This is a genomic window from Micromonospora alfalfae, from assembly GCF_022230925.1.
GTDB classification, from domain to species: domain Bacteria; phylum Actinomycetota; class Actinomycetes; order Mycobacteriales; family Micromonosporaceae; genus Micromonospora; species Micromonospora alfalfae.
Genome location: NZ_JAKKFH010000055.1, coordinates 1 through 25,345, shown reverse-complemented (window position 1 = coordinate 25,345; position 25,345 = coordinate 1). Strand labels below are relative to the sequence as shown.

Genomic DNA, 25,345 nt, shown 5'->3' with positions numbered 1-25,345 from the left:
ACCGCCAGCGCCACGGTCAATCGCGACGCTGCACGGGTCTTGCCGATGGTGGCCTACTCACCGAGCCACAGCAGGGCCACCACCAGCCCTTCGCCCCCATGGCACGTCACGAGTGTTACGCCACAACCCATGTTCGTCCGCAATCAAGAACAAGCCGCAGAGCGAATCGCCGAATCGCCGTCACCGTCGACGGGGAGAAATCGCGGCCAGTTCGGTTATTTGCCCCAAGCCACCTTCCGCTGCAGGAGCGCTCACGTCTCATGCCAATTCTTCCTTTGAGGTCTAAAATACTGGCCCTCTTCAATCAACCTCTTCTCCCCGGTGGGGAGGGTTTTTCATTGGGCGGTCACGGAATTCGCTGGATACCGGCGAGATATGGCGCAAATGTCAACCTCCTGGCCACTTCGTCTAATCATAGAAAAAATTTCGATCCTCAGCACGTCCAGAAGGGAACAGTCACAAGTTGTGCTGGTGCAGCCGGTCCCAGTTTGGCGGGGCCGGGCGAGAGAGCGAGTTCGTCGCCGCGGGTAACAAAGTTCTCACGGGCGTGTTGCACGGAAGGGCTGTCGTTGGTTGCATAAATGTTATGCACGCGCTAATCTGCCGCAACCCGCAGGCATTCTCACTGAGCCAGCCCCGCACCCACGCCATCATCTACGCACTGACCAACGCGAATGTGATGACTTCCGCCGACAAAGCCAACCAGGACGCCGCCGGCAGCATTCGAACCCCGTTCAAACGCCACCGCTACCGACCGAAACTCTCTCGCTGGCGGGGAAGGCCAACAGCCCTCACGCCCGAATCCGTGCCATTGCGAACGTACCAACGCCACCCTCAAAAACTGGAGTCCTGACCAGGCTGCGGCGACCCCGATCGTGCAGGCCATCCTCGTCCTTTATCCGTCGAAGACCCGCCCTGACCGAGGATGAAAAAGGCTCACTTGACATCACGTCACAGCGCCACGATCGCCGCAGTCTCCGCCGGAAGCTCGATCCGGTCCCGCATCACCGTGACCCCCTCCCCCGTAGCCAGCAGCACCCGCCGCGCCACCCCAGGCAGCGACACCCCCTGCCCCCGCCCGGCGAAGTTCGCCACCACAAGCGTGTCCCCCCGCCGCATCACCAGGAACTGGTCCCCGTGCTGCACCGACACCTCGTGCATCCGTGGATCGGACAGGTCCGAAGACGACCGACGCAGGGCGATCAGTCGCCGGTAGAACGACAACATCGAGGCATGCTCAGGCTTGTCCAGCTCAGCCCAGTCCAACCGGGACCGTACGAACGTCTCCGGGTCCTGCGGGTCCGGCACTTCCCCTTCTGGCCACCCGTGCGAGGCGAACTCCCGCCGCCGCCCGGTCCGCACCGCGGAAGCCAACTCCGGCTCCGGGTGCGACGTGAAGAACTGCCAGGGCGTGGAGGCCGCCCACTCCTCCCCCATGAACAGCATCGGAGTGAACGGCGCCGTCAGCAGCAGCACAGCTCCAACACGCAGCAGTGAGGGCGACAACGAAACAGAGATCCGATCCCCGGTGGCCCGGTTCCCGATCTGATCGTGGTTCTGGAGGTAAGCGACAAGGCGATGCCCAGGCACCCGCGAGTCCAAGGGCCGCCCGTGGTGCCGGTTACGGAAGCTCGACCAGGTCCCCGCGTGGAAGAACCCACCCGTCAGCACGTCCGACAGCGTCTCCAGAGAGCCGAAGTCGCCGTAGTACCCCTGCCGCTCCCCCGTCAGCAATGTGTGCAGCGCGTGGTGGGCGTCGTCGTTCCACTGGGCGTGCAGCCCGAAGCCGCCCGCCTCCCGAGGCGTGATCAGCCGGGGGTCGTTGAGGTCCGACTCGGCGATCAGCGACAACGGCCGCCCCAGGTGCGTCGACAGCGACTCGACGGAGACCGCCAGCTCTTCCAAGATGGGGACGGCCCGCGAGTCGTGAAGGGCGTGCACGGCGTCCAGGCGTAGTCCGTCGACGTGGTAGTCGCGCAGCCACATGAGGACGCTGTCGATGATGTAGCGGCGTACCTCGTCGGAGTGCGGGCCGTCCAGGTTGACCGAGCGGCCCCAGCTGTTGCTCTGCTCGGCGAGGTAGGGCCCGAACTGCGGCGCGTAGGCCCCGGAGGGCCCGAAATGGTTGTAGACAACGTCGAGGATCACCCCCATCCCGCGCGCGTGGGCGGCGTCGACGAACCGTTTCAGGCCGTCGGGGCCGCCGTAGGGCTCGTGCGGGGCGTACCAGCAGACGCCGTCGTACCCCCAGTTGTGTTCGCCGTTGAAGGCGTTGACCGGGAGCAGTTCGATCAGGTCGACGCCCAGCGACACCAGGTGGTCGAGGCGGTCGATGGCCGCGTCGAAGGTGCCGTCCGGGGTGAAGGTGCCGATGTGCAGCTCGTAGAGGATGCTGCCGGGCAACTGCCGGCCCGTCCACGAGGAATCGGTCCACTGGAACGCGGAATGGTCGTAGCGGCGGCTCGGCCCGTGCACTCCCGCAGGCTGCCACGGTGACCGGGGGTCGGGCAGTGGGGATTCGTCGTCGTTCAGCAGAAAGGAGTAGTCGAGGCCGGCGTCGGGCACCTCGACCCGCCACCAGCCGTCGTCGGCGGCGCGCATCTCGTGGTCGGTGTCGCCGGCCAGGCGCAGCCGCACCCGGGTGGCGTCCGGTGCCCAGACGGAGAATTCGGTCATGAAACGGCCTCCTCGGCAGCGGTGGGAGGAGCCAGCAGAGCGACGGGGTAATCGGCCAGAAGATTGTCCAGCGGCGTCTCTCCGCCACTGTAGACCCGGCCGGTGAACAGGTCCTTCATCTCGTGAACGGGAAGTGACAGGGCTGTGTCGCACCACCCGCCGACACGTGCCAGGCCCAGCGGAAGTCGGGTCGCCACGACGATCACCCCGCCCCGGTCGAAGGCCACCGCGTGCCGGCTCACCGGCCCCTGCGCCGGGACCGGCCGGTAGGTGGTGAACAGCTCCGGGTGCGCCCGCCGCAGCCGCAGTGTCCGCGACACGACGAGCAGCTTCGCCGCTCCGTCGGTGTCGATCGGGGGACGCCAGCCGCCGTCGATGCGTGCCAGCAACTCTCGGCGTACGTCGAAGTCGACAGGGCGGCGGTTGTCCGGGTCGACCAGGGAGTTGTCCCACAGCTCGGTGCCCTGGTAGGTGTCCGGCACCCCGGGCATGGTGAGCTGGATGAGCTTCTGCCCGAGGGAGTTGCACCAGCCGGCCGGGGCGATGGCGGCGGCGAGTTCGGTCAGCTCGTCGTGCAGGCTCGGGTCGTCGTACATCAGGTCGACCACGTCGTGCAGCGCCTGCTCGAAGACCGGGTCGGGGTCCGCCCAACTGGTCGAGGCCCCGGCCTCCCGGGCGGCCTTCTCGACGTACGCGTGCAGCCGTTCCCGTTCGATCGGCCACGCGCCGACGGCGGTCTGCCAGAGCAGGTGGGCGAACGCTGGGTCGGGCAGCGGGGCGTACTCCATCCAGGTCTTGACCTGCTCGGCCCACCGGCCCGGCAGCTCGCTGAGCACGGCGAGCCGGGCGCGGACGTCCTCGCCGCGTTTGGTGTCGTGGGTGGAGAGGGTGGTCATGCTGGCCGGCCAACGGACCTGTTGGGCGGCGGCGAAGCGGTGGAACTCCGCCGGTGGCACCCCGAAGCGGGTGGGGCTGTCGCCGACCTCGTTGAGCGCCACGAACCGGGTCCAGCGGTAGAACGCGGTGTCCTCCACGCCCTTGGCCATCACCGCGCCGGTGAGCTGGGGGAACCGCATGCCCAACTCGTCGTCGGGGTTGCGCAGCCGTCGGGTGATCGCGTCCAGGGCGGCGGCCAGGTCGGGGCGGCGGCGGCCGGCCTCGGAGCGGGCGGCGGCGAGGTGCCGGGCTCCGTGCGGCGGGTAGCCCCGGTAGACGTCGAACGCGGCGGCCAGCTCGGCGAGCGCCGCGCGGGCCTGCTCGGTGGGCACCTCGGGGACGAGGGCGGCCAGCCGGGTCAGCTCGGCGGCGAGCAGTTGGGTGGCGGCGGCCAGCTTGGTGGTGTGGGTCAGGTTCTCCCAGGAGGTACGCCGGCCGGCAAGCTGGGTGTCCAGCACCGTGAAGTCGCCCTCGGCGTCGATGTCGATGAAGAGCCCGCCGGCCATGGCCAGGGCGTCGTAACCGGTGGTGCCGTCCACCGGCCAGTCCGGCAGCTCCTCGCCGTACTCAAGGATCTTCTCCACCACGAGCCAGGCGTCGGGCGCGGCGGCCCGCAACCGGGCCAGGTAGCCGGCCGGGTCGCGCAGGCCGTCCGGGTGGTCGACGCGGATGCCGTCGACCTCCCCGGCGGCGGCCCAGCGCAGGATCAGCTCGTGGGTGGCGGCGAAGACCGCCGGGTCCTCCACGCGCAGACCCGCCAGGCCCGCGATGGCGAAGAACCGGCGGTACGTCAGCTCGGCGTCACCGCGCCGCCAGGAGACCAGCTCGTAGTGCTGCCGGTCGTGCACCTCGGCGGCGGTGCCATCGCCGGTGCCGTCGGCGATCGGGAAGCGGTGCTCGTGGTAGCGCAGCTCCCCGTCGACAAGCTTGAGGTCGTCGAGGGCTGCCTCGTCGTCGGCCAGCACCGGCAGCAGCAGCCGGCCCCGGTCCCAGTCGATGTCGAACCAGTCGGCGTACGTCGAGTCGCGCCCCCGGCGCAGCACGTCCCACCAGGCGGGGTTGGCGGCCGGGACGGCGACTCCGGCGTGGTTGGGCACGATGTCGACGACCAGGCCGAGCTGCCTGTCGCGTAGCGCGCGCAGCAGCCGCTGCCGGGCGGCCTCCCCGCCCAGCTCCGGGTTGACGGCCCGGTGGTCGACCACGTCGTAGCCGTGCTGGGAGCCGGGCGTGGCGGTCAGCAGTGGGGCGGTGTAGAGGTGGGTGACGCCGAGGTCGTCCAGGTAGTCGACGACCGCGGCGGTGGCGTCCAGGTCGAAGCCGGGGCGGACCTGGATGCGGTAGGTGGAAGTGGGAGGGGTGGCCGGCATGTCAGATCGTCCTCTCCAACACGACGAGGGACCGGTCCGGCACCCGGATGGTGCCGCCCGCGCTGATCACCGTGGCATCGCCAGGCTCGGGTTCGGCGGTGCTGATCACCCGTTCCCACTTCTGGCCGTACTCGCTGCCGGGCATGGTGAAGTCCAGCGGCGCGTCGTGGGCGTTGAAGCAGAGCAGGAACGACGCGTCGTGGTGCTTCTGCCCGTACTGGCCGCGTTCGCGGATGCCCTCGCCGTTGACGAAGAGCGCCACCGAGCGGCCGAAGTCGTTGCCCCAGTCCTCGCCGGTCATCTCCCGCCCGTCCGGGGTGTGCCAGGCCAGGTCGGGCAGCGGCTCGTCGATGCCGCGCCCGTTCACCGGCAGACCGGTGAAGAACCGGCGACGCCGGAACACCTGGTGGCGTTTGCGGAACGCGGTGAGCGTCTGCACGAACTCCAGCAGATGCTCGTCGACGTTGTCCCAGTCGACCCAGGCCAGCTCGCTGTCCTGGCAGTAGACGTTGTTGTTGCCGTGCTGGGTGCGGCCCAGCTCGTCACCGTGACCGATCATCGGCACGCCCTGCGACAGCATCAGTGTGGCCAGGAAGTTGCGCCGCTGCTTGGCCCGCAGGGCGAGGACCGCCTCGTCGTCGGTGTCGCCCTCGACCCCGCAGTTCCAGGACCGGTTGTGACTCTCCCCGTCGCGATTTTCCTCGCCGTTGGCCTCGTTGTGCTTGTCGTTGTAGGACACCAGATCGTTGAGGGTGAACCCGTCGTGCACAGTGACGAAGTTGATGCTGTGGAACGGTCGGCGGCCGTCGTCCTGGTAGAGGTCGGCGGAACCGGAGATGCGGGACGCGAACTCGGCGAGGGTGGCCGGCTCACCGCGCCAGAAGTCCCGCACCGTGTCGCGGTACTTGCCGTTCCACTCCGTCCACAGCGGCGGGAAGTTGCCCACCTGGTAGCCGCCGGGGCCGACGTCCCACGGCTCGGCGATGAGCTTCACCCGGCTGACCACCGGGTCCTGCTGCACCACCTCGAAGAAGGTGGAGAGCCTGTCCACCTCGTAGAACTCGCGGGCCAGGGTGGCGGCCAGGTCGAACCGGAAGCCGTCGACGTGCATCTCGGTCACCCAGTACCGCAGCGAATCCATGATCAGTTGCAGTGAGTGCGGGCTGCGCACGTTGAGGCTGTTGCCGGTGCCGGTGTAGTCGACGAAGTAGCGCCGGTCCTCCTCGCTGAGCCGGTAGTAGCTCGGGGCGTCCACGCCCTTGAAGCTCAGCGTCGGGCCGAGGTGGTTGCCCTCGGCGGTGTGGTTGTAGACCACGTCGAGGATGACCTCGATGCCGGCCGCGTGCAGCGCCTTCACCATGCCCCGGAACTCCTGCACCTGCTGGCCGGTCCGGCCCAGCGCGGAGTAGCCGTGGTGCGGGGCGAAGAAGCCGATGGTGTTGTAACCCCAGTAGTTGCGCAGCCCCAGGTCGACGAGGCGGTTGTCGTGGATGAACTGGTGCACCGGCATCAGCTCGATCGCCGTCACCCCGAGCCGGGTCAGATAGTCGATCATCGGCGGGGAGGCGATGGCCGCGTACGTGCCGCGCAGCTCCTCCGGGATGTCCGGGTGCCGCATGGTCAGCCCACGCACGTGCGCCTCGTAGATCACCGAATGGTGGTAAGGGGTGCGCGGTGGCTTGTCGTTGCCCCAGTCGAAGTACGGGTTGACCACCACGGACTTCGGCATGAACGGCGCCGAGTCGGTCTCCGACATCCGCTCCGGCTCGTTCAGGTCATAGTCGTAGACCGCCGGGTCCCAGTGGACGTCACCGTCAATGGCCTTGGCGTACGGGTCGATCAGCAGCTTGTGCGGGTTGCAGCGCAACCCGTTCGCCGGGTCGTACGGGCCGTACACCCGGTAGCCGTAGCGCTGGCCCGGCTCGATGCCCGGCAGGTACGCGTGCCACACGTAGGCGTCCACCTCGCGCAGCTCGACGCGGCGCTCCGCGCCGGTGTCCCACTCGTCGAAGAGGCACAGCTCGATCCGCTCGGCCACCTCGGAGAAGATGGCGAAGTTGGTGCCCATCCCGTCGTAGGTGGCGCCCAGGGGGTACCGCTCGCCCGGCCAGACCTGCATGTCGCTCCTTAGACCATGGTTATGTGCGCACCGGCCGAGATCGCCCGCGCGCACGCAGGTAGTGCCCCCGGCCCGGACGCGCCAATCCATCCTTTCAGGCGGTGGGCGGAAACCACCCGTCTGATGCGCGCTACACCACTCAGGTGTCCTCCGTCACGATGACCCTTTTCGAGGTGCGTTCTTGGCCCCGATGGACTTTCCTTGTTTGGGGGCAAGCGTCCGCGCGCGTCCCGCCAGGCCCTCGGCCACCCCTTACACCTCTCGCTCCGCCGCCACTGACGCCGGCGCGTACCACCATGCATGGACGGAGATTGATGTGACGACCCTGCGGGTCGACGAGCAGTTCGCTGCCACCAAGGACCGGGCCCACCGGCCCACAGTGATCTCCCGGCCTCCCGCGCAGGCCGGTCCCACCGCGCAGCCCGGCACGCCAGTGCCGGCGCAGTCCGGCCCCGGCACTCCCCCGCAGACCCGCCGCATCCTCATGCTGTCCTGGGAGTACCCGCCGGTGCTCGTCGGCGGCCTCGGCCGACACGTGCACGCGTTGTCGGTGGCCCTCGCCGCCGCCGGCCACGAGGTCACAGTCGTCACCCGCCACAGCGACGGCGCACCCCTGGAGGAGTACGCCGACGGCGTACGCATCCTGCGCGCCCCCGAAGACCCGGTGACCTTCCCCCTCGCCACCGGCTCGCTGCTGGCCTGGACCATGGCCTTCAACCACACCCTCACCCGCACTGCCCTGCGCGCCACCCAGGCCGGCTCCTACGACGTCATCCACGCCCACGACTGGCTCGTCGCGCACACCGCGATGACGTTGCGCGACCACCTGGACATCCCGCTGGTCAGCACGATCCACGCCACCGAGGCCGGCCGGCACCAGGGCTGGCTACCGGAGGAGATGAACCGCACCATCCACGGCGTCGAGCACTGGCTCAGCAGCGAATCCAACCGGGTGATCGTCTGCTCCGGGTACATGCGCGACGAGGTGAACGCGCTCTTCGGCGTACCGGCCGGACGGGTCGACGTGGTCGCCAACGGCGTGGAGCCGCACCGCTGGCGGGTGCCCGCCCGTGCCGTGGCCGCCGCCCGCGCCCGCTTCGCCGGGAACGGCCCGCTGGTCACCTTCGCCGGCCGCCTGGTGTACGAGAAGGGCGTGCAGCACCTGATCGCCGCACTGCCCCGGCTGCGCGAGCGGCACCCCGGGCTGCGCGCCGTGATCGCCGGCGACGGCCCGTACCGCGCCGAACTGGAAGCCGAGGTGCACCGCCGTGGTCTGGGCGGGATGGTCAGCATGCCGGGCTTCCTGGGCGGCAACGACCTGCCGGCGCTGATGGCCGCGTCAGACTGCTTCGCCGTGCCGAGCATCTACGAGCCGTTCGGCATGGTCGCCCTGGAAGGCGCGGCGGCCGGCGCTCCGCTCGCCGTCGCCGCCACCGGTGGCCTCGGCGAGATCGTCGAACCGGGCGTCACCGGAATGACCTTCCGGCCGGACGACCCGGACAGCCTCACCGACGCCGTGGACGCGCTGCTGTCGGACGCCGACCGCTCCCGCGTGATGGCCCGCCGCGCCCGCCGGATGGTCCACGACCAGTACGGCTGGGCCGCCATCGCCCAACGCACCGCCGCCAGCTACGCCGCCGCCATCCACCACGACGCCGCGTTCACCGCCGAGCGCGCCGAGCAGCGGATGTCGCAGGGTCGGGCTCTCCCGGCGCTCCCCGAGGGCAACCTGCTCGCCGCCGCCGGCCTGCGCTGACCCTCGCGGTGTGCGGCTGATCGACTCGGCTTTCTTGAAGTCGGGGTGTCCCGGTGCTCGGGACCCCGCGACTTCCGGAAAGCCGAGTCGATCACGTCGTGGGGAGCGCGCCGCGAGCTCCACGCCGGGTGGGCGGCTCGGTGTCGCGCGGCTCGGTGTCGGGCCGTCGGGCCGGGACGCGCAGCCCGGCGCCGGTCGGTGGGGCCTGCCAGAATGTGCGGATGTCTCGCAGTGTCGACGCCCTGGATGCCACCTTCCCGATCGCCGCCTCGATCGCGCTGGACCTGATCCGACGCCCCGAGGTGATTGACCAGTGGTCAAGCCCGAGCGCCCTGCCACACCTGTCCATTGGTGGCCTGGCGTGCCACCTGGGGCGGCAGGCGGTCCGTGCGGCGGAGCTGCTGCCGATGCCGACCGACCTGCCGGTGTTGGAGTCGGCCGACAACCATTACGAGCGGGCCGCCTGGGTGTCCGAGGGGTCCCCGGACAAGGACACTGTCGCCTCCGGCCCCGACGAGGCCGACGCCGCACGCGGGCCGGCTGACCTGCACGTGCGTTCCGCCCAGGCGCTGGAGGAGGTCGGCGACCTGCTCTCCCGGGGTGCCGCTCGTGACGTCGTGCCGATCCCGTGGCAGGGCTGGGCCCTTCCGCGCAGCGAGTTCCTGCTCACCCGTCAACTGGAGATCGTGGTCCACTCCGACGACCTCACGGTGAGCGTCGGCGTGCCCACGCCGGAGTTCCCGGCGGACGTCTTCGACCCCGTACGCGACCTGCTGGTCCGCCTGGCCGTGCGCCGCAACGGCCAGTCCGCGTTGATCAGCGCGCTGAGTCGCAGCGAGCGAGCCCGGAACATCTCCGCCTTCTGACCGCCCGCCCCGCCGCCGACCACCCGCCACCCGACGCCCAGGGCTCGGGGCCCGCCCTCGGGGTCACCCCGCCCATGATCGACTCGGCTTCCTGAAAGTTGGGGTGTCCTGGCACGGCGGACACCGCGTCTTCAAGGAACCCGAGTCGATCATGGGCGGGACGGGGACGGGACAGCTCGGAGCACGGGAACGCGGCAGGCCGCCGACCCGTGAGCGGGTCGACGGCCTGCTGGTGAAGCGAGGAGCGGGTCAGCGCTCGCCGAAGGGGACGTAGTCCCGCTCGGCGGAGCCGACGTAGACCTGCCGCGGACGGCCGATCTTGGTCTCCGGGTCGTTGATCATCTCGCGCCACTGGGCGATCCAGCCGGGAAGCCGGCCGAGCGCGAAGAGCACAGTGAACATCTTGGTCGGGAACCCCATGGCCTTGTAGATCAGGCCGGTGTAGAAGTCCACGTTCGGGTAGAGCCGGCGGGAGACGAAGAAGTCGTCGGCGAGGGCGATCTCCTCCAGCTCCATGGCGATGTCCAGCAGCGGGTCGGGCTTGGCCATCCGGCCCATCACGTCCTGCGCGGCCTTCTTGACGATCGCCGCCCGCGGGTCGTAGTTCTTGTAGACCCGGTGGCCGAAGCCCATCAGCTTGACGCCGTCCTGCTTGTCCTTGACCTTACGGACGAAGGACCGGACGTCGCCGTCGCCGGCGTGGATCTGCTGGAGCATCTCCAGCACCGCCTGGTTGGCGCCACCGTGCAGCGGGCCGAACAGCGCGTTCACGCCGGCCGAGACCGAGGCGAACAGGTTGGCGTTGCTGGAGCCGACCAGGCGGACGGTCGACGTGGAGCAGTTCTGCTCGTGGTCGGCGTGCAGGACGAAGAGCATGTCCAGCACCTTCGACATCACCGGGTCGACCTCGTACGGCTCCGCCGGCACGCCGAACGTCATGCGCAGCAGGTTGTCCACGTAACCCAGCGAGTTGTCCGGGTACAGCAGCGGCTGACCGATGGACTTCTTGTACGCGTACGAGGCGATGGTGGGAACCTTCGCCATCAGCCGGACCGTGGAGATCTCCACGTGCTCGGAGTCGAACGGGTCCAGGCTGTCCTGGTAAAAGGTGGACAGGGCGCTCACCGCGGACGAGAGCACCGCCATCGGGTGGGCGTCCCGGGGGAAGCCGTCGAAGAAGCGACGCATCTCCTCGTGCAGCAGCGAGTGCCGCCGAATCCACTCGGTGAACTCGGTCAGCTGCTGCTCGGTCGGCAGCTCACCGTAGATGAGCAGGTAGGAGACCTCCAGGAAGGAGGACTTCTCGGCCAGCTGCTCGATCGGGTACCCCCGGTAACGCAGGATGCCCGCGTCGCCGTCGATGTAGGTGATCGCGGATGAGGCAGCGGCGGTGTTGACGAAACCGGGGTCGTACGTGGTCATCCCGGTTTCCTTCAGCAGCTTGCTCACCCCGATACCGGCGGGGCCCTCGACCGCAGGATGCACCGGCATCGACAGCTGCCCACCGGGGTGATCGAGCTTGACTTCCGTCATGTGGTTCCTCGCTTCGCCGGCAGATCTACGTTGAATTGCCTTCGCTTCTACCGTAATTGCGGCTCGGGGGACAACGCCCGCCGTGGTTCGGCGGTGAGGTATGCGTCACCCGATTCCCGACCGGGCGGCCGGGAAACCCGGCATCCCGCCAACCGGGACCGGACCGGACCGGACCCGGAAACCAGACCGGACCGGGCCCGGCAACCGGGCTGGACCGACCCCGGACGCCAGGTCACGACAGGGTGAGGCGTCGCAGCGTACCGTCCGTCGCGACCTGGAAGACGTCGAGTTGGTTGGTGCCGGCGTGGAACAGCTTGTCGTCGGCGAGCAGCGCGGCGAACCGGCGTCCGCCGGGGTCGGCCGGCACCACCGGGACGACGGCCCCGATGCGGCCGTTGACGGCGACGGCCAGCAGTGTGCCGTCCGGGATCCGGTCCGGGACGTCACCCCAGACCAGCGCCGGGAGGGTGCCGGTGTCCGGGTCCGTGGCGGTGAACGCGGCCAGGTCGGCGACCCGGGCGCTGCCGGCGGCCGGGCCGGCGCGTACCTCGGTGCCGACCAGCGGGTGGGGTGTCGGCAGGGGTGGCGGGGCGGGCACGCCACCGGGGAAGGTGACAGGTTCACCGGGACGGTCGTAGAAGTGCTTCGTACCGTCGGTGCGGGGGGCCTGCCGGGCGGAGCGGCCGTCGACAGGCCAGGGCAACCGGACGCCGGCCTCGTCGGCCACCGTCGGCAGCAGGTCGACGTGTTCCCAGTTGCGGTCGTCCACCCGGCCGGTCTGTTGCCGGGGTTCCTTGACGAACGTCGGCACCCAGGCGACCTCCCCGGCGGCGGCCTTGATGGCGTCCATGCCCCGGCCCTGCGCGCCGGGACGGAAGCTGACCCCGTGGTCGGCGGTCACCACGACGAGGGCCTGGTCGTAGAGGCCGTTGGCGCGCAGCGTCCGCAGCGTCTCGCCGATCAGCCGGTCGGTGTAGCCGAGCTGGGCGAGGTGCCGTTGCCGGGCCAGGTCGACCCAGCCGGCGCCGTCGTTGGGCAGGTCCTCGGGGGCGTCGTAGCGCGCGCCGGACGGCAGGTAGGCCCACGGTGAGTGCGGCATCAGCAGGTGCAGGAAGTGCAGGGTGGGTCGCGCCGTCGGCTTCAGCCCGGCCAGGAAGCTGGTGAACCGGGCCGGTTGGTTGTCGTCCAGGCTGTCCCAGCGGAACTTCGGGTCGGCCGGCACGGGTTCGGCGGCGTCCAGGCCGGCCTCGGCGCGGGTCTGCTCGCGATAGGAGTCTTCCGGGTCGACAGCGCTCTCCGTCGGCCCGGCGACCCGGCCGAGCAGCTTGCCGGTTTCCCGGACCAGCACACCGAGCCCCTGCGCCGGGGCGACCGGCTGCTCGCAGCGGCTGGGCGGGCAGAGCCTGGTGATGCTCTCCTCGGCGCGGATGTCGTACAGGCCGCCGAAGGCGGTGAAGATGTTGTCCGGGTACTGCGAGTAGTGCGGGGCGACCGGCTTGGCCGGGTAGCGGCCGGTGAGCATCGCCGGCAGCGCGTTGGGCGTCCACCCGCTGACCCCTGTGGAGTTGCGGTACCAGGTGGATCCGCCGGCCAGCTCGGCGAAGTGCGGGTACCGCCCGGCGTCGATCCTCCCGTCCGCGTCGAGCAGGCTGACCAGCGGCAGCTCGTCGAGGATCAGCATGACCACCGGGGGGTGCACTGCCGAGCCCTGCGCGGTGCCGGCCGCGCCGCCGTCGCCACGCGGCAGGACCACCGCCGAGGTGGGTGAGGCGAGCAGGAAGAGCGCCACGAAGGCCACCGGGCCGGCGGCGGCCAGTCGCAGAACATGACCCGGCGCCCGCCACCGTCGGTGCGCGGCCCCGCCGGCGGCTCCGGCCAGCACGGCCACCAGCAGCAGCGGTACGCCCCGAAGCGGCGTGACGTGTCGGCCCACCTGCACGGCGAGGGCGGCGACCAGCAGCCCGACCTGCGCGGTGTGGGTGATGGCGCGGGCGGTCCGGCCGGCCAGTCTGCTCAGCGCGCCGAGCAGCGCCACCGCGACTGTGGGCAGCACCGTCACCAGGGCGAGCAGCAGCAGGATCTGGGCGGGGTCGGCGCGGTGGAAGAGGAAGAAGTCGGGGCTGCGGCCGAGCACGTCCAGCAGTGGCTGGGTGACCACGAGACCGACCAGCGCGACGATCTCCAGCAGCCGACCCATTTCCCCGCGCCAGCCCTGGTGCCACCGGCCAGGCGTTGGGGACCGCCGGTCGGGCGGGGCCGGCAGGTCGGCGGAGGAGGGTTCAGCCACCCATCACCGTCCGGTAGAGCGTGCGGGTGCCCGAGGGCAGCTCCAGCCGGTCGGTGATGCGCCCCCGGGCGGCGAGCAGTGTCTCGAAGGCGTCGCGTCGGTAGTCCGGGAAGAGACCGGCGGGCTTGTTGCCCAGCAGTCGGGTCGCCATCGGATCCTCCGGGTGGACGAACTCCACCACCACCGCCCCGCCCGGCGCGGTCAGTCCGGCCAGCCAGTCGATGACCTCCGGCAGCGGCACGTTGCGTCCGATCGCCAGGTGGTGCACCACGGCCAGGGCGAGCACCACGTCGGCGGACGCCCGCTCGGCGAAGCCGGCCCGCTCGACGCCCCGCCAGCCGCCACCCGGCGAGGGGTCGGCCAGGTCCAGCACCAGCGGCAGGATGCGGCGCTGCCCCTCGGAGCGCAGCTGTCGGTACAACTCGTCGACGACTGTGGGGTCCTGCTCGACGGCGACCACGTAGTCGGCGTGCCCTGCTGCCAGCCGGGAGTACCGGCCGTCGTTGGCGCCGAGGTCGAGCACCAGGCGGGGGCGGGCGCCGGCGGCGACCGCGGCGGCCACGAACTGCTCCTTCGCCACCCGGTCGCGGGCCGAGTAGCCACAGGTGCGTTGGTAGTCCGACCAGTGGCTCTCGGGTGGGCGGCGGTCCAGCTTGCGGACCAGTTTCTCGATGCCGCGCACGGTGGCGAGCAGCAGTTCCCGGGAGAAGCCGGCGGCCCGCAGTTGGTCGCGGACCTCGGTGGTGCTGGCGGCGGCGTTGCGGTGCTGCATCGCCCCGTGCAGGTGCAGGTGGGTCAGCACGCCGGGGCGCAGCCGGCGGGCGCCGTTGAAGAGTGGCCGTAGCTCGTCGGCCTCGATGCCGTCGACCCGGGCGCGCAGCCACGGGTGGAAGTCGACGCCCAGGTGGGCGGTGAGCATCAGCGGGTAGAGCACGGTCTGGCAGAACTGCCGGTAGCCGGCCCACGGTTCGCCGTCGCGGACCGGCTCGAAGGAGCCGATGTCGATGAAGACCGGTTGGGCGCCGCGCCACTGGAGGTTGTACGCCGAGCCGTCCTTCGTGGTGAATCCCTCGCCGAGCGCGGCGGTCAGGATCTCCAGGTGCAGCAGGGCGGCGTCGCGCAGCATGCTGAACGACCACTCGTACGGGTGGGAGACGAACGGGATGCGCTCGTGGCGCAGCACGGCGGCCCACGGCGTTCCGGTAGCGGCGGGCACCAGGGTGGGCGGGGCGTCCTCGGTGGCGCAGACCTTGCGCGCGGCGACGAGCGCCGGGAAGAACGTGCTGCCGGTCAGCGCCCGCCAGTGCTCGGCGGCCTGGGGGTCCAGCCCGCGCAGCACCTCGTCGCCGACGTGGAAGACCCGGTTGGCGGGGTCGCGGAAGGAGGCCGGCTCGGGCCGTACCTCGGTGGGTGAGATCGCCATCGTCGGGGCTGGCCCGCTCAGCGCTGGTCGGTGGGTTGCCGGCGGAACCTGTCGACCAGCCGTCGCCAGTAGAGTTTGGCGGCGACCGCGGCGCCAGCCACCCCACCGACGACCGCCTGCACGATCAGGCTGCCGGACCCCGCGTCCAGGTAGGCCAGATGTTCCACCGATCGCTCCTTGCCCTCGCCGCCTCGACACCGGCGTCCCGGGCCGTACACCATGAGGCTTTTGACCCAGAAAGCCGGACTTGTCCATCACCGTACGCCGGTCGTCGTCGCCGTCGCGGGCACATCGGCGTACTCCCAGCCGCACCACAGAATGTGGCCGGGACCGGCCGATCCCGCCGGTACGCTGCGGACGTGCGCTGGATGATCGTGGACGCGCCGCTGGACTCCTCCGGCGCCGGGCGCGGCGAGGAGCGGGCCCCGGCCGCGCTGCGCCGGGCCGGCCTGCGCGAGGCCCTGTCCGCCGACGACGACGGGCGGATCGACGAGGCGCTGTTGCGCGACCCGACCCGGGACCCGGCCAGCGGGGTGATCGGCGCGGCGGGCCTGGTCCGGGCCGGCGGCGCGATCGCCGCGCGGATCGGCGCGCTGATCGCGGACGGCCACCGACCACTGGTGCTCGGCGGCGACTGCGCGATCCTGCCCGGCATCTGCCGGGCCCTGCCCCCGGCGACCGACCTGTGGTTCGTCGACGCCCACCCGGACTTCCTCGACGGCACGACCTCGCCGACCGGTGAGGCCGCCGACATGGACCTCTCGGTGGTCACCGGGCACGGCCCCGCCGCCGCCGTCGGCACCGGCGGCGGCGCGCTGATCGAGCCGAACCGCGTCCATCTGATTGGGCACCGCCCGTCCACCGACGAGAGCAGCCGGGTCGAGGCGGCCCGGATCGACCCGGCGATCCACCAGATCACCGCCGCCGAGTTGCGGCGCCGGGGCGCGGCGACGGTCGGCGCGAGCCTGGCCGCCGACGGGGACGGACCAACCTGGCTGCACCTCGACCTGGACGTGGTGGACCCGCGCGACCTGCCCGCGGTGACCTACCCCGAACCGGACGGGCCGCGCTGGGCGGACCTGATCGCGCTGGTCACACCGCTGGCCCGCGCCGACCGGCTGCTCGGGATGAGTGTGACCGACCTGAACACCGACGAGGACCCCGACGGGCGGCACACCCGACGCGTCGTCGAGGTCCTCACCGAGGTGCTGGTCGGCTGACCGGTCAGCCGTCGGCCGTTCCCGGCCGGGTGGTGCGCTCCGCCCAGGCGTGCAGCGCGTCGCGGTCGCCGGCGCCGTCGAGGTTCAGCGCCGCCTCGATCAACGCGAGGTGGGTGAAGGCCTGCGGGTAGTTGCCCAGCGCTGTGCCGTCGGCGTCGAGCTGTTCGGCGTACAGGCCGAGCGGCCCGGCGTACGCGAGGAGCTGGTCGAACACCTCGGCGGCCTCCTCTCGGCGCCCGGCCAGGACCAAGGCGGAGACCAGCTCGAACGAGCAGAGCAGGAACGCGCCCTCCTCGCCGGGCAACCCGTCGTCGGCCGCGTACCGCCGGATGAGCGCCGGGGCGATGGCGAGGTCCCGCCGGATACGGTCGATGGTCGCCACCACCAGCGGGTCGCCACCGGCAAGGAACCCGACCAGGGGCATCCGGAGCAACGACGCGTCGAGTTCGGTCGAGTCGTACGCCAGCACGAAGCTGCCGACGCGGCTGTCGAAGCCACGCTCGATCACCTCGGAGTGGATGGCGTCGCGTTCCGCGCGCCACCGCTGCGTCGGTGCGTCGTGGTCCCCGACCAGGTCGGCGAGGCGGACACCCCGGTCGAGGCAGACCCAGGCCATCATCTTCGAGTTGACGTAGTGCCGCAGTGGCCCGCGGATCTCCCAGATGCCATGGTCCGGCTCCCGCCACCGGGCGGCCATCGTGTCGACGTGCCGGCGCAGCACCTGCCACTGCGCGCCGGTCAACTCTCCGGTGAGCTGCTGGTACAACAGCGCGGCGTCGAGCACGTGCCCGTACGTGTCGAACTGGAGTTGCTGGGCGGCAGCGTTGCCGATGCGCACCGGCCGCGAGCCCGCGTACCCGTCGAGGTGATCGAGGATCTCCTCCTCGCGGGTCACCCCGTGGATCCCGACGAGTGGGCTGAGGACGTCGCCCGCCCCGCCGCACGTGCTGAGCAGGAAGCGCAGGTAGCGACGGCCCTCCTCGGCGTGGCCCAGTCGGAACAGGGCGAGCAGCAGCAGCGCGGCGTCGCGGTGCCAGGTGAAGCGGTAGTCCCAGTTGCGGACCCCGCCGATCTCCTCGGGAAGCGAGGCGGTGGGTGCGGCGAGCAACGCCCCGGTCTCGTCGAACGACAGGCCCCGCAGCACGGCGGCGCTGTGCCGCACCTCGTCGCTGCCCTGGCCGGTGTAGTCGGCGCGGTCGGACCACTCCCGCCAGGTGCGGCAGGTGCGTTCCAGCAGGTCGGCCGGGTCCAACTCGTCGATGTCGCCCGGGCCGTAGCCGAGGAGCACGTCGACCGTCTGACCCTCGTGCAGCACCGCCTCGGCCCGCAGCGCCGCGCCGTCGACGCGGAACGGCAACCCGGAGCGGAGCCGCAGCCCGGCCTCGGCCGCCACCCAGTGGTCGGCGTCCCGGTGCCAGAGCGCCGGGCGGGCACCGTACCCGGGGCGTGGCGTCACCTCGGCACGCACCCGCACCGACCCCTCCCGTACGAGGAGGCGGCGTACCAGCAGCATGTCCGCGCGGAACGGCTGTGCGGCGTCGCCGGCCCGTACGGCGAGGAAGTCCTGACCGACGGCGCTGCCACCGGCAGCGTGGTACGCGCTCTCCAGGACCAGGGTGCCGGGCAGGTACCGGCGGACCGGCGCGGCGTCAGTGGCGACGGAGAACGTGAACGCGCCCCCGACGCGACGGTCCAGCAGCCGCGCGAAGACAGCGTCACCCTCGAAGTGCGGCACGCAGAACCAGTCGACCGCGCCGTCCACGCCGATCAGCGCCCCGGTGTGGGTGTCGGAGAGGAACGCGTACGAGTCGATCGGCGGCGTGGTCGGGAAGCCGAAGGCCGGCACGCGGCTCCTTACCCGGCGGTCCGGCACGGAAACGCGACTACCGGTCGCGCCGACGGGTAGTCGGCCGGATGCGACAGTTCGTCAACTGGTCCGGCAGCCTTTCGTTCACCCCGGGGGAGTTCGCCGAGCCGGCCGACGAGGACGCGGTACGGGAGCTGGTGGTGCGGGCACGCCAGGACGGTAGGACGATTCGCCCGGTGGGGTCCGGCCACTCGTCGAGCCCGTTGGTGCGCACCGACGACATCCTGCTCAGCGCGGACCGGCTCGCGGGTGTCATCACCGAGGACGCCGATCGGGCGCGGGTGTGGGCGGGCACCAAGCTCAAGGCCCTCGGTGAGGGCCTCTACGACGCCGGGCTGGCCATGGACAACCTCGGCGACGTGGATTACCAGTCGATCGCCGGCGCGACCGCCAGCGGCACGCACGGCACCGGCATCGGTTTCGGCAACCTGTGCACCCAGGTGACCGGTGTTCGCCTGGTCACCGGCACCGGTGACGTGCTGGAGATCTCGGCCGACGAGAACGCGCACCTGGTGCCGGCGGCCCGGCTGTCGCTGGGCGCGCTCGGCGTCGTCACCCAGGTCACGTTGCAGGTGCAACCCCAGTACGAGCTGCGCCGCCGGGCGTGGTGCGCGCACCTCGAGTGGACCCTCGACCACCTGGCCGAGCTGCAACACACCAACCGCAACATGGACTTCTACTGGTACCCGCGCAGCGACCAGACGCAGATCCGCACCATGAACCGCGCCGACCAGGCGTCCGGCGAGCGGGTGTGGGCCGCGCCGCGGGTCCCGGACTCCGGGCCCTGGGGCGCGCCCCACGAGATCCGGTCCGGCCCGGCGCACCGCACCATCCCCCAGGAACGGGACCTGCGGTTCGAGGAGATCGAGTACATGCTGCCGTCGGAGGCGTTCCCGGCCTGCTTCGCCGAGGTCCGACGGCGGATCCTGCAACGGCACCGCACGGTTGTCGGCTGGCGGGTACTGGTGCGCAGCATCGCCGCCGACGACATCTGGCTGAGCAACGCGTACGGGCGGCCCACCACCACCATCGCCTGTCTCCAGAACACCTCCCTGCCGTACGAGGACTACTTCCGGGACATGGAGGCGGTGTTCCGGCAGTACGGTGGCCGCCCGCACTGGGGCAAGAAGCACTGGTTGACCGCCCGTGACCTGCGGCCCCTCTATCCGCGCTGGGACGACTTCCAGAACGCCCGCCGCCGACTCGACCCGGACGGCGTGTTCCTCAGCCCCGACCTCGCCCGGCTGCTGGAGGAGACCCGATGACCGAGATCGGCGCCCGCCTGTGGGTCGTGCCGGGCGGGCACATCCCGTTCCCCGGCAACGGTCCGGAACCGGCGTTCACCAGCTTCGACCAGCTCTGCGTCCTCAACGCCACCGCCACCCGCGCCGACGTCGAACTGAGCCTCTACTACGAGGACACCGAGCCGGTCGGCCCGTACGCCATCACCGTCGACGCCCGTCGGGTACGACACGTTCGGCTCAACGACCTGATCGACCCGGAGGCGGTACGACTCGACCGACCGTACGGCTGCCTGCTGCGCTCCCCCGTCCCGGTGGTGGTGCAGTTCCTGCGCCAGGACACCCGACTGCCGGGGGTGGTGGCACTGGCCGCCACCATGGCCTATCCAACCTGATCAGCCGGTCATGTTCGGGCGCGGCTCGGCCCGGGTAACCCCGGCCATGCAACTGAGGGCCGGGGCGGGCGACGGACGTGCAGCGGCGGCAAACCTGCGGGCACGGGTCACCGCGGCTGTCGACGAGGGCCGCCACCGGTTGCGGACCTACGTGATCGTGGCGTTCCAGGCTGGCCTGGCCGCCGCCCTGGCCTGGGTGGTGGCCCACGAGGTCGTCGGAAACTCGGAGCCGACCTTCGCGCCGGCCGCAGCCGTCGCCGTCATCGCCGCGTCGCTCGGCAACCGCGCTCCCCGCGCGCTGGAGCTGGTCGTCGGCGTGGTGGTCGGCATCGGTGCGGGCGACCTCCTGATCGGCCAGTTCGGCACCGGCCCCTGGCAGACCGGCGTCATCGTTTTCCTGGCGACCGCGACGGCGGTGCTGGTACGCGGCCCCGGCGCTCTGATGGCACAGGCCGGAGGTACGGCCGTGCTCATCGCCACTCTCACCCCAACCGCACCGGACCTGGAGTTACCCCGAACGGTCAACGCGCTGATCGGCGGCTTGGCGGGGTTGTTGGTGATGCTCGTCCTCCTGCCCATCAACCCGATGCGAGCGATCCGCCGAGCCGCCGAACCAGCCCTGGACCTGTTCGCCCGGGAGATGACCGCCTCGGCCGAGGCGCTCGCCGAGGCGGACCGTGGACGCGCGAAGGCGGTGCTGGACCGGATGCGCGACGCGGACCCGAAGATCGAACAGCTCACCCAGGTGACCACGGCCGCCGAAGAGGTCGTCCGCCTCTCCCCCGTACGGTGGCGACGACGCCGGGCAATTACCGCGTATGGCGCTGGAGCGACGCACATGGAGCGGGCCTTCCGCAACAGCCGTGGTCTGGTCCGCCGGATCGGCACCACGCTGCGCGACGGGGAACCGGTTCCGGCCGACCTGCCGGCGGCGGTCGAGCACCTGGGCGAGGCGGTCCGGCTGCTGAACCGGGAGTTCCTCGCCGCCCAGGAGCCCGTGCAGGCCCGCGCACGGGCGCTGCGCGCCGTCAGCGAGGCGGGCGGGGCCTGCCGGGAGGGTCTCGGCTTCTCCGGAACGATCGTGGTCGCCCAACTGCGTACCGCGGCCAACGACCTGCTCCGGGCCACCGGCGTGCCCCGGGACGAGGCCCGCCGGTTGGTCCGCGAGGCCGCCGCGGGCTAAGGCCTGTTTCATAAGAACTGGCCGGCCGCCCTTATGAAACAGGCCTTAGGCGTCGACCGTTGGATCCGGCAGTCGGACGGTGAACAGGGTCCGACCCGGGCGGCTGTCCACCCCGACCGTTCCGTGGTGGGCCTCCACCACCGCCGCGACGATCGCGAGGCCGAGGCCTGTGCTGCCGTGCGCACGGGATCGGGAGCTGTCGCCCCGGGCGAACCGCTCGAACATCTCCGGTTGCAGCTCCACCGGCACCCCCGGCCCGTCGTCGGCGACGGTGAGCACTGCGCTGGCGGCGTCAACGGCCAGCGTGGTGGTGACAGTGCTGCCGGGCGGGGTGTGCACCAGGGCGTTGGTGAGCAGGTTCGCCACCACCTGGTGCAGCCGGGCGGCGTCGCCCGGCACCCGGATCGCCACCTCGGGTAGGTCGAGCTGCCAACGGTGTTCGGGGCCGGCGACGTGCGCGTCACTGACCGCGTCCACCACCAGAGCGGTCAGGTCCACCGGTTCGACAGCAAGCGGCCGGCCGGTGTCGAGGCGGGCCAGCAGCAGCAGGTCGTCGACGAGGCTGGTCATTCTGGTGCTCTCCGACTCCACCCGGCGCAGCGCGTGCGCCACGTCGGCGGGAACCTCGTCACGGCCACGCCGGGCCACCTCGGCGTAACCGCGGATCGCCGCGAGAGGCGTCCGCAACTCGTGGCTGGCGTCGGCGACGAACTGGCGTACCCGCGTCTCGCTGGCCTGCCGGGCGGAGAGCGCGTCGGCGACGTGGCCCAGCATCCGGTTCAGCGCCGCGCCGACCTGACCGACCTCGGTGCGCAAGTCGGTGTCGGCGGCCGGGACCCGGACGGCGAGCGCCACCTCGCCCCGGTCCAGGGGCAGCTCGGTGACGCGGGTGGCGGTGGCGGCCACCCGGTTGAGCGGTCGCAGGGTCGCCCGCACGATCAGCGCGCCCGCCACACCGGCGAGCAGCAGCCCGACCGCAGCCACCCCGGCCTGCGCGGCGACCAGCGCCCAGATCGTCTCCTGGACGCCGGAGAGGGGGATCGCGACGACGCGTACGCGGCCGTCCCAGTACTGGCGGGCCACGGCCCGGTAGTCACCGCGATCGCCGAGGTCGACGGTGCGCGGTCTGGCGTCGACCGGTAGGTCCGCCAGCACGGCGACCTCCCCCACCGCGACGGTCTGCTCGTCGGGGAACGGATCGGCGCTGGAGGCGCTCTTGGTCAGGGTCCGGGCGCTGGCCACGCGGCCGTCGGTGATCTCGGCGACCACCGCACCGGACGGCAACCCGGGCGGGACACCAGGTCCGTTGCCGGGAAACGCCGGCCGACCCGGCCGGTCGCCCCGCATGGCCGTCGCGGGGGCCAACTGGGCGTCGAGCCGGTCGATCAGGAAGTGCCGCAGCGCCACAGTGGTCAGGCCACCGATGGCGACGCTGACCAACGCCAGCAGCGCGAGCAGGGCGAACACCAGTCGGGTACGCAGGGAGCGCCCGGCCAGCCACCCGCGGGCGGCGCGCAGCGGGCGGCGCCTACTCGGCGGGTTTGAGGACATAGCCCGCGCCGCGCAGCGTGTGGATCATCGGCGCCCGGCCGGCGTCGATCTTCTTGCGCAGGTACGAGATGTACAGCTCCACCACGTTGGCCTGACCGCCGAAGTCGTAGTTCCACACCCGGTCGAGGATCTGTGCCTTGCTGAGCACCCGGCGCGGGTTGCGCATCAGGTAACGCAGAAGCTCGAACTCGGTCGCGGTCAGGGTGACGAGCTGGCCGGCCCGGCGAACCTCGTGGCTGTCCTCGTCGAGGCTGAGATCACCGACTGTCAGCACCGCCTCCTCCCGGGTGGCGATCGCCAGCCCGGAGCGGCGCAGCAGCGCGCGCAGCCGGGCGATCACCTCCTCCAGGCTGAACGGTTTGGTGACGTAGTCGTCGCCGCCGACTGTCAACCCGGCGATGCGTTCCTCGACCGCGTCGCGGGCGGTCAGGAAGAGCACCGGCACGGTGGGGGCGTGCTCGCGCAGCCGGCGCAGCACCTGGAAACCGTCCAGGTCGGGCAGCATCACGTCGAGCACCACGGCATCCGGCTGGAACTGTCGGGCGGTGCTCAACGCCGCCATGCCGTTGCCGGCGGTGCGGACCTGCCAGCCCTCGTAGCGCAGGGCCATCGACAACAGGTCGGTGAGCGTGGGTTCGTCGTCGACCACCAGCACCCGGACGGGCTCACCGTCGGGGCGACGCAGCTCGATCCGGCTCGGCGCGGCCTGCCCGTTCATGACCATGGGCCCCATGGTGGCCGCCACGCCTGTGCCGCGCCCCTGCGGAAGCTGTGCGCGAGCTGTGCGGCCGGGCCGACGCGACGCCGGCGACGCCACCGGTCAGCCCCGCCTCGTGGTCACTCGGACACCCCGTACGCGTCGGTGCGCACGAACCGCATGCTCCAGCCGCCGGCCTCGTCGGGCCGGTCGCGTTCGTAGAGGTGGTCGGGGCCGGGCTGCACCGGACCCGTGCCGTCCGGGTGCCGCATGATCCAACGCTGGGGTGGGGCGCCGTCCGACCCGGCCGGCAGCAGCCGGACCAGGCCGTCCGCAGGCCCACCGACGAAGCGTACGGTGACCTCGCTCATCGCGGCGTCCCCTCGGGTGACGGTGCCGGCACAATCGGTGACACCGGCTCTGGCTCGCAAGCTACCGCACCCACCGCTCGGGCGCAGCGAGGTGCGCGGGGCCGAACCGGCCTCGGTTTGCCCAGCTCGGAGTGCGGGTACCGCGATCTGAGCACCCGGCCGTCGGCGGGGCGAGGACGAGGAGTGGTCGATGCGGACGCTGGACGGGCGGTACCGGCTCGAACAGCGCATCGGTGTGGGCGGGATGTCCGAGGTGTGGCGTGCCTACGACCAGGTGCTGGACCGGCCGGTCGCGGTGAAGCTCATCTCGCCCGGCCGCGACGACCGGGACGGCCCGGTGGACCGGATCCGCGCGGAAGCCCGGTCGGCGGCCCGCCTCGAACACCCCAACGTGGCCAGCGTGCACGACTTCGGCACGTCCTCGACGTGGCCCGGCCGACCGGTGCCCTACATCGTCATGGAGCTGGCCGAGGGTGAGACGCTCGCCGTGCACCTGCGCGCCGGTCCGCTGGACTGGCAGATCGCGGTGCGGGTCTGCGCGGAGGTCGCCGCCGCGCTGGCCGCCGCGCACGCCGAGGGCATCGTGCACCGGGACGTCAAACCGGCCAACATCATGCTCACCCCGGCCGGCGTGAAAGTGCTCGACTTCGGCATCGCCATCGCCGCCGGCGCGCCGGACCCGATGCCGACCGGCATGGTGCTGGGCACCCCGGCGTACCTGGCGCCCGAACAGCTGGACGAGGCGCCGGCCACCCCCGCCGCCGACATGTACGCCCTCGGCGTGCTGCTCTACTACAGCCTCACCGCCCGCCTGCCCTACCGCGCGGCGACCGCCAGCGAACTGCTGCTCGTCCGCCGCCGTCAGCCACCGGAGCCGCTGCCCGACATCGCCGGGCTGCCGCCGGAGGTCGCCGAGCTGTGCCACTCCTGCCTCGCCGACGATCCCGAGCGGCGTCCGACCAGCCTGGTCGCCGCGCTGCTGCTGGCCGAGGCGGTGGACGCCCGGGTGTACGTGCCCATGACGATCCCGACGACCCGCCGGCCGGCCCCGACGTCGCCGTGGACCGAACGGGCCGCCGCGGAAGCCACCGAGGCGGTGGCACTGCTGGACGAGCCGAACCTGCCCGCCGGGCGCTGACCGGACGACAGGCGGCGTTTCGTCAGGCGGCGAAGGGGTAGCCGGCCTGGTGAGCGACGGGAGAAACGCGATGCCGGATCAGAGTTCCTGGCTGCGTGAGGCCACAGCGACCGCCGAGGGCGGTCACGTACGCACCGACGATGGCGGGCTCTCCACCGCGCTGGCCTCACCGCTGGCGCCGCACTGCACCGGGCTGACCCCGGAACAGCTGCTGGCCGCGGCCTTCGCCTCCTGCCTGCATCACGCGGCAGTGGAGGTGGCCGGGGAGATCACCGACGAGGCGCACACCGTACAGGTCCGCGCGGAGGCGAAGCTGGGGCGGGACAACGACGGTCGATACCGGGCCGACGTCCACGCGGAGATCTCCTCAGCCGGGCTGAGCCGAGATCAACTGGCCGACCTGGTCGAGTACGCCGACCGGCTCTGGCCGTTCTCCAGCAGCGACACCAGCCGACACCGGCTGACCGTCACCCCAGCCGAAAACGGCCGCCACTGACCCGCCGACCCAAGGATCTGCGCGCCGGGAAGCGCACCGTTCCGCATGATCGTGCTTGATCCTGGTTGTAGTTGCCTCGTTCCTGCCTGAAGGCCCTACTTCCTGGATCAAGCACGATCTTGCGGTGGGTTGCCGCGCCGCGTCAGCGGCACGACGGCGCGGCGCGACGCGGCACTACGACGCGGCACGGCGATGCGGCACCGCAACGCGGCGCGGCGGCGCA

Annotated in this window: 19 protein-coding genes and 1 pseudogene; 9 read left to right on the top strand and 11 right to left on the bottom strand. The window is 71.5% G+C overall.

Annotation, left to right across the window (positions count from 1 at the left end; all coding sequences use genetic code 11):
- Positions 1-625: 625 nt before the first annotated feature.
- Positions 626-929, top strand: a pseudogene (locus tag MED01_RS36410) (IS5/IS1182 family transposase); the annotation flags it as partial.
- A gap of 22 nt (positions 930-951) precedes the next feature.
- Here MED01_RS36410 and treZ read toward each other — a convergent pair.
- From treZ to glgX, 3 genes are read right to left on the bottom strand one after another with little or no spacing between them, the layout of a single operon-like run.
- Complete coding sequence (gene treZ, locus MED01_RS31365) at positions 952-2,676, bottom strand: malto-oligosyltrehalose trehalohydrolase (RefSeq protein ID WP_238672073.1); 1,725 nt, start codon at positions 2,674-2,676, stop codon at positions 952-954.
- Positions 2,673-4,979 carry a malto-oligosyltrehalose synthase gene (treY, locus tag MED01_RS31360; RefSeq protein WP_238672072.1) on the bottom strand — a complete coding sequence of 769 codons (2,307 nt, stop codon included), beginning with the start codon at positions 4,977-4,979 and terminating at the stop codon, positions 2,673-2,675. The genes treZ and treY overlap by 4 nt, the downstream gene beginning before the upstream one ends.
- Position 4,980: 1 nt before the next feature.
- Positions 4,981-7,098 carry a glycogen debranching protein GlgX gene (gene glgX / locus MED01_RS31355; RefSeq protein ID WP_238672071.1) on the bottom strand — a complete coding sequence of 706 codons (2,118 nt, stop codon included), beginning with the start codon at positions 7,096-7,098 and terminating at the stop codon, positions 4,981-4,983.
- 316 nt (positions 7,099-7,414) lie between these two features.
- On the opposite strand from glgX, the gene MED01_RS31350 reads away from it, so the two are divergent.
- Together MED01_RS31350 and MED01_RS31345 are read left to right on the top strand one after the other, a co-directional pair.
- A complete protein-coding gene (locus tag MED01_RS31350; protein WP_238672070.1) occupies positions 7,415-8,854 on the top strand; it encodes a glycosyltransferase family 4 protein in 1,440 nt (479 codons plus the stop codon).
- Between the two features lie 221 nt (positions 8,855-9,075).
- Entirely contained in the window at positions 9,076-9,720 is a 645-nt protein-coding gene (locus MED01_RS31345) for a maleylpyruvate isomerase N-terminal domain-containing protein (protein WP_238672069.1), read from the top strand.
- A 249-nt stretch (positions 9,721-9,969) separates the two neighbouring features.
- Here MED01_RS31345 and MED01_RS31340 read toward each other — a convergent pair whose 3' ends face one another.
- The 4 genes from MED01_RS31340 to MED01_RS31325 all read right to left on the bottom strand — a co-directional run bounded on the left by MED01_RS31340 (position 9,970) and on the right by MED01_RS31325 (position 15,130).
- A complete protein-coding gene (locus tag MED01_RS31340) occupies positions 9,970-11,253 on the bottom strand; it encodes a citrate synthase (protein WP_238672068.1) in 1,284 nt (427 codons plus the stop codon).
- Between the two features lie 232 nt (positions 11,254-11,485).
- Positions 11,486-13,516 (bottom strand): sulfatase-like hydrolase/transferase, encoded by a 2,031-nt coding sequence (locus MED01_RS31335; RefSeq protein WP_238672187.1) that lies wholly within the window; start codon positions 13,514-13,516, stop codon positions 11,486-11,488.
- Positions 13,517-13,532: 16 nt separating this feature from the next.
- Entirely contained in the window at positions 13,533-14,963 is a 1,431-nt protein-coding gene (locus tag MED01_RS31330) for a class I SAM-dependent methyltransferase (RefSeq protein WP_238672067.1), read from the bottom strand.
- A gap of 17 nt (positions 14,964-14,980) precedes the next feature.
- Positions 14,981-15,130, bottom strand: a complete 150-nt coding sequence (locus MED01_RS31325) for a hypothetical protein (RefSeq protein WP_165947858.1) — start codon at positions 15,128-15,130, stop codon at positions 14,981-14,983.
- 201 nt (positions 15,131-15,331) lie between these two features.
- On the opposite strand from MED01_RS31325, the gene MED01_RS31320 reads away from it, so the two are divergent.
- Entirely contained in the window at positions 15,332-16,183 is an 852-nt protein-coding gene (locus MED01_RS31320; protein WP_238672186.1) for an arginase family protein, read from the top strand.
- A gap of 4 nt (positions 16,184-16,187) precedes the next feature.
- Here the strand turns inward: MED01_RS31320 and MED01_RS36230 are convergent, their stop codons facing one another.
- Positions 16,188-18,029, bottom strand: a complete 1,842-nt coding sequence (locus tag MED01_RS36230) for a glycoside hydrolase family 15 protein (protein WP_238672066.1) — start codon at positions 18,027-18,029, stop codon at positions 16,188-16,190.
- Between the two features lie 68 nt (positions 18,030-18,097).
- Here MED01_RS36230 and MED01_RS31310 point away from each other — a divergent pair, with 68 nt between their 5' ends.
- Genes MED01_RS31310 through MED01_RS31300 form a run of 3 tightly spaced genes read left to right on the top strand, consistent with a single transcriptional unit; the run spans position 18,098 to position 20,869 of the window.
- Entirely contained in the window at positions 18,098-19,315 is a 1,218-nt protein-coding gene (locus MED01_RS31310; protein ID WP_238672065.1) for a D-arabinono-1,4-lactone oxidase, read from the top strand.
- Positions 19,312-19,686: a sensory rhodopsin transducer gene (locus tag MED01_RS31305; protein WP_238672064.1), complete on the top strand. Its 375-nt coding sequence runs from the start codon at positions 19,312-19,314 to the stop codon at positions 19,684-19,686. The genes MED01_RS31310 and MED01_RS31305 overlap by 4 nt, the downstream gene beginning before the upstream one ends.
- Before the next feature lie 46 nt (positions 19,687-19,732).
- Positions 19,733-20,869: an FUSC family protein gene (locus MED01_RS31300; RefSeq protein ID WP_238672063.1), complete on the top strand. Its 1,137-nt coding sequence runs from the start codon at positions 19,733-19,735 to the stop codon at positions 20,867-20,869.
- Between the two features lie 45 nt (positions 20,870-20,914).
- Here MED01_RS31300 and MED01_RS31295 read toward each other — a convergent pair whose 3' ends face one another.
- The 3 genes from MED01_RS31295 to MED01_RS31285 form a co-directional block, all read right to left on the bottom strand.
- Positions 20,915-22,420, bottom strand: coding sequence for a sensor histidine kinase (locus MED01_RS31295; RefSeq protein WP_238672062.1), 1,506 nt, complete (start codon positions 22,418-22,420; stop codon positions 20,915-20,917).
- Positions 22,398-23,138 (bottom strand): response regulator transcription factor, encoded by a 741-nt coding sequence (locus MED01_RS31290; RefSeq protein WP_372493772.1) that lies wholly within the window; start codon positions 23,136-23,138, stop codon positions 22,398-22,400. Before MED01_RS31290 ends, MED01_RS31295 begins: the two co-directional genes overlap by 23 nt.
- A 119-nt stretch (positions 23,139-23,257) precedes the next feature.
- Positions 23,258-23,488 carry a DUF8847 domain-containing protein gene (locus MED01_RS31285; RefSeq protein ID WP_091408172.1) on the bottom strand — a complete coding sequence of 77 codons (231 nt, stop codon included), beginning with the start codon at positions 23,486-23,488 and terminating at the stop codon, positions 23,258-23,260.
- A 190-nt stretch (positions 23,489-23,678) separates the two neighbouring features.
- Between MED01_RS31285 and MED01_RS31280 the strand changes: the two genes are divergently transcribed.
- Positions 23,679-24,626, top strand: coding sequence for a serine/threonine-protein kinase (locus tag MED01_RS31280; protein WP_238672060.1), 948 nt, complete (start codon positions 23,679-23,681; stop codon positions 24,624-24,626).
- Between the two features lie 70 nt (positions 24,627-24,696).
- Positions 24,697-25,122: an OsmC family protein gene (locus MED01_RS31275; RefSeq protein ID WP_196922768.1), complete on the top strand. Its 426-nt coding sequence runs from the start codon at positions 24,697-24,699 to the stop codon at positions 25,120-25,122.
- The last annotated feature ends 223 nt before the right edge of the window (positions 25,123-25,345 follow it).